The organism is Desulfamplus magnetovallimortis (assembly GCF_900170035.1).
In the GTDB taxonomy this organism is placed as follows: domain Bacteria; phylum Desulfobacterota; class Desulfobacteria; order Desulfobacterales; family Desulfobacteraceae; genus Desulfamplus; species Desulfamplus magnetovallimortis.
In genome coordinates this window covers 1-4661 of record NZ_LT828555.1, presented here as the reverse complement: position 1 = coordinate 4661, position 4661 = coordinate 1, and the positions used below count along the sequence as shown (strand labels likewise).

At 34.8% G+C, this 4661-nt stretch carries 3 protein-coding genes and 1 pseudogene; all 4 read right to left on the bottom strand.

The window, feature by feature from the left end:
* Nucleotides 1–378 precede the first annotated feature (378 nt).
* The gene (rhuM, locus tag MTBBW1_RS20760; protein WP_080806746.1) at nucleotides 379–1362 is read right to left on the bottom strand and encodes a virulence RhuM family protein; all 984 of its coding nucleotides are present in this window, start codon (nucleotides 1360–1362) and stop codon (nucleotides 379–381) included.
* A gap of 56 nt (nucleotides 1363–1418) precedes the next feature.
* Nucleotides 1419–2462 (bottom strand): virulence RhuM family protein, encoded by a 1044-nt coding sequence (locus MTBBW1_RS20755; protein WP_080806744.1) that lies wholly within the window; start codon nucleotides 2460–2462, stop codon nucleotides 1419–1421.
* A 55-nt stretch (nucleotides 2463–2517) separates the two neighbouring features.
* Nucleotides 2518–3900, bottom strand: coding sequence for a hypothetical protein (locus tag MTBBW1_RS20750; RefSeq protein WP_080806742.1), 1383 nt, complete (start codon nucleotides 3898–3900; stop codon nucleotides 2518–2520).
* Nucleotides 3897–4523: pseudogene (gene rhuM / locus MTBBW1_RS29760) on the bottom strand (RhuM family protein). Before rhuM (MTBBW1_RS29760) ends, MTBBW1_RS20750 begins: the two are co-directional and overlap by 4 nt.
* Nucleotides 4524–4661 lie beyond the last annotated feature (138 nt).

The following is a 4661-nucleotide window of genomic DNA, read 5'->3' as shown; positions in this document are numbered from 1 at the left end:
ATCGAGATACAAATAAACAATTAACATCATAGTCATGAAAACAATACTCAGAATGAACATCTCAAACATTGGCGATGAAGTGTTTGGCGACACGAAGGCTATTGTTGGATTCTGGGGTCTTATCTTTGTTTGTGATCATAAGCTACTTAAATTTTTAGGAATAAACGCTGGTCTTGATAAATATTGCGCTTTGAAATATTTTAAATAAATTCAAATTGAAATAAATTGAATAAAATGGACAAAAGGTCATCATTATTTGAATTCATTTATTTCCATAGCCAAAAATAGAGTTGGTAGATTGAATATTGAAGAAAAAGGGTTAACGTCAAGCTCACCGGCAGCCGGAGAGTCGCGGAGACTGTCCGGGGCAGCGACGGATTATGTATTTTTCTTCTCTTTCAATAATTTTTTCATTTGACGGTCAAAATCAGAGATATATTTTTTCTCCTCTGCTTTTCGGTATTTCTCATATTCAATTTTTGCTTTTTCAACAGCTTTTTTATGGCTGACTTTTCCGGCATTGGTTAAAAGTTCTTTCTCACTGATTCTCAGAAAATCATCAAGTTTTTGAATCCAGTCGTTCATTTTCATTAATCTGCCGTTTGTTGCCTGGAGTTCAGCAAAATCAAGATACATGGAGACGATGAGATTAAGCTGTTTCAGTTCATCTTCTGACAGATAATTTTTTGCAATGGTAATATCTCTTGTGGTTATATATTGGCCTTGAAAATTGGTAAACCCTAAGAAAGGTTTATCTGCATCCACTCTTTGGTTTATCATCTCAGCCGCTGTCTGGCCGTGGATAGCATAGTGCATTTTATTTTGAACGGTTGCAAAAAACTCTTTGGTTAAAGCGTCATCATTTTTATAGTCAATGCTGGTTGCATAGATATCAGTTACTTTCTGATAAAAATTTCTTTCACTGCTTCTGATATCCCGGATTCTTTGGAGAAGTTCTTCAAAATATCTTGACCTTGCGCCTTCCTGTTTCAATCTGTCATCATCCATTGTAAAGCCTTTTACAATGTATTCATGAATCCGTTTAGTCGCCCACTGCCGAAACTTTGTTCCCTGAATTGATTTTACCCTGTAGCCCACTGAAATGATGACATCGAGATTATAATAATTCGGGGCTTTTTGCTGAAATTCGGAAATTCCGAATTTCTTCAGCGTCTGGGTTTCTTCAAGCTCTCCTTCGGCATAAATATTTTTAATATGTTCGTTAATGGTTGATTTTGCTTTCCCGAAAAGCATGGCCATCTGGTCCTGTGTCAGCCAGACTGTTTCATCTTCCAACTGCACCTGGAGCTTGGTTGAACCATCAGAAGCGGTATAAATGATTATTTCTGAATTCTGCTCCATGTATTACCCTTCCAGCATTGGTTTTAATATTTCAGGGGATTTTTTGGAAAAGCTGTTCATTTTTCCCCCTCTATCAACTTTCTCAAATCTCTGTCAAAATCACTCTCAAAAAGTCTGTCCTGAATGGGACGATATTTTTCAAATTCACTCTCTGCAAATGATTTTGCAATGGCTGCCGTAACTTTACCTGCATTATGCAAAATATCTTTTTGATTAAACTGTAAAAAAGCATCCAATTTTTCAGCCCAATCTTTCATAGTCATCGCATTACCTTGCTCTGCTTGATCTTCCGCATAATCAAGGTACATTGTAACGATACGATTAAGTGGTTTTAACTCTTGTTCCGATAAATAATTTTTTGCAATTATTACATCAAATTTTCTAATTTTCCCCTTCGGTGCATTTTTCCATGATGTTAACCCCATTTTTTCTTTTTTATGATCTGCTCTTGACACAATAATTTCTGCTGCTGTTTGATTTGTTATTGCCCAATGGAGCTTGTTTTGAACGGTTGAAAAGAATTTTTTGGTAGTTTCAGAATCGTATTCATAATCTATACTGCATTCAGCATAAATATCAGTTATTTTTTGATATAACCTTCTTTCGCTACTGCGAATATCTCGAATTTTTTCAAGCTGTTCCTGAAAATAATCTTGCCCAAAAATCGGCTTAGGATTTTTTAACCTCTCCACATCCATGGTATAGCCTTTTATAACAAACTCTTTTAAGACTTGAGTAGCCCAAATTCTAAATTGTGTTGCTCTTTTTGAGTTTACCCGATAACCAACCGCTATTATGGCATCAAGGTTATAAAATTTTGTTTTGTTTGTTTGTGTCTTTTCTTTAATAGCACCATGCTGAGTGGGTATTTCCAAAATGGAAACAACCACTTCTTCATTTAATTCTCCACTTTCAAATATATTTTTTAAATGCTTTGAAATTGCCGGAACATTTACATCAAACAGTTCAGCTATTGTTTTTTGGGGCATCCAGATAGTTTCGTTTTGCAACAATACATCTACTTTAATATCTCCATTGGGGGTTTTATATAGCAAAAATTCTGTTGTCGGATTATATTTTGATAACTCTTTTTCATTCATTTTGAACCCTCCAGAATCGGCTTTAATATTTCAGGAGATTTTCCGGAAAAGCTGTTCATCTAAGCAAATCCTTTAATTTTGCAAGATCGCTGATTGCATTTTTCAACTCTTCAGAATAGATATTTTTTGTATTAATATGACACAATGGATTGAGAATATGCTGCCTGTCAGAGTTTGATTTTTCAAGGATAGTTTTTGCTTCATCGTTAGTTTTTGATATTGCACGATTTATTAAATTTGAAAGGTTCAACTTTTCACAGTTTTTACCTAACTGTTCTTTGGGTGTAAGATAATTTTTTATAGTTTTTTCAAAGCCTTTTCTTAATAATAATGCACAGGCATCATACTCTTTTTGTGCATAAAAGACCTTTGCCATTTCAATTTCAGAATTGCCATGTTTTACGATTACACCCGGAATTTCATCATGGTCATCAAGATAAAATTCATATTTTTTCCAATCCAGTTTATCTTTATAAATTTCATAAAGTCCCTTGTCATGGGTAAAAAAGAAAATCTGGAACTCTGAAAACTCATTTTTTAATATCTCAAGGAGCTTTAATCTGTTTCCCATATCAAGACTGATAAGAAGGTCATCAAGCACAATGATTTTAAGGCTGTCATTTTTTAATGTATCAATAAGATTTTTTATTGCCACCATATAAATGGAGATTGCAAGGGCAGAGAGCCGAGCTTCATTGAGGAAGGTGTGATATTTTTCAATGGCATGCTCTTTATAATCAAGAAGAAGATTGATAACCGGTGTGGCTGTAGAGTTGTTTCTATCTATTTTGGTCTTAAAATCAAATTTATCAATAATAAAATCTGCTTTAAAATAACGCTCTAAATATTTATTTGTCTCTTTTAATAACTCTTTTTTCAGAACATTTTCCAAGGATTCAAAATATTCATTGTAGTCTTCTATTTCAGCAAGTATTGTTTTTTTTCCTTGATATTCCACAGGATAATTTTCCAGCAATTTCCTAAACATATAATATAAATTAATTTTATCCTGATTTACTTGTGAAGCATAATGAACTGACAATAATTTTTTGTAATCCAGCATTGGTTTGAATATGGAAAGCCCCGGGATAAAACCAACATGGTCCGGCATCTCTTCCAGATCAGAAGAGATAATCAACTCCTGCCCGTTAGTAAAGCCAAACTCCACCAGAACTTCACCATCTTGTGCAAAAATGTTTCTATTTTTTTCAAAATCGGTAAAGCTGTTTTCAGTAAGCAGCTCCAGAGCATTATAGACAGAGCTTTTACCGCTTCCGTGTTCACCATAGACAAGCAGACTCTTGCCATTTACAGGCAGATCAAATTCTCCGTGGAAAAATTTATAGTTGGTGAGTCTGATATTTTCTATCCGTACAGCCTTACCATATTTTTCTACCTGCTCTTCTATTTTCAGATTATCTAAACTGTCATTGTTCATTTTTTCTTGTCTTCCAATAGTTTTTTCATTTCACGGTCAAAATCAGAGATATATTTTTTGTCCTCTGCTTTTCGGTATTTGTCATATTCAGATTTTGCTTTTTCAACAGCTTTTTTATGGCTGATTTTTCCGGCATTGGTTAAAAGTTCTTTCTCACTGATTCGAAGGAAATCATCAAGTTTTTGAATCCAGTCCTGCATTTTCATTAATCTGCCGTTTGTTGCCTGGAGTTCAGCAAAATCAAGATACATGGAGACGATGAGATTGAGCTGCTTGAGTTCATCTTCAGAAAGATAATTTTTTGCAATGGTAATATCTCTTGTGGTTATATATTTGCCTTGAAAGTTGGTGAGGCCTAAAAATGGTTTTTCCGCATCAACTCTCTAGTTTATCATCTCAGCGGCTGTCTGGCCATGGACGGCATAGTGCATTTTATTTTGAACGGTTGCAAAGAATTCCCTGGTTATAGCGGCATCATTGTTATAATCAATGCTGGTTGCGTAAATATCGGTTACTTTCTGGTACAAATTTCGTTCACTGCTCCTGATATCCCGGATTCTCTGAAGAAGTTCTTCAAAATATCTTGACCTTGCTCCTTCCTGTTTCAATCGGTCATCATCCATTGTAAAGCCTTTTACCGTGAAAATGGATACAAATTTTCAAATTCGGGGGTGGCTGAGTCACAGCCATGTCCGTTTACAATGTATTCATGAATCCGTTTAGTGGCCCACTGGCGGAATTTTGTTCCCTGTATTGATTTG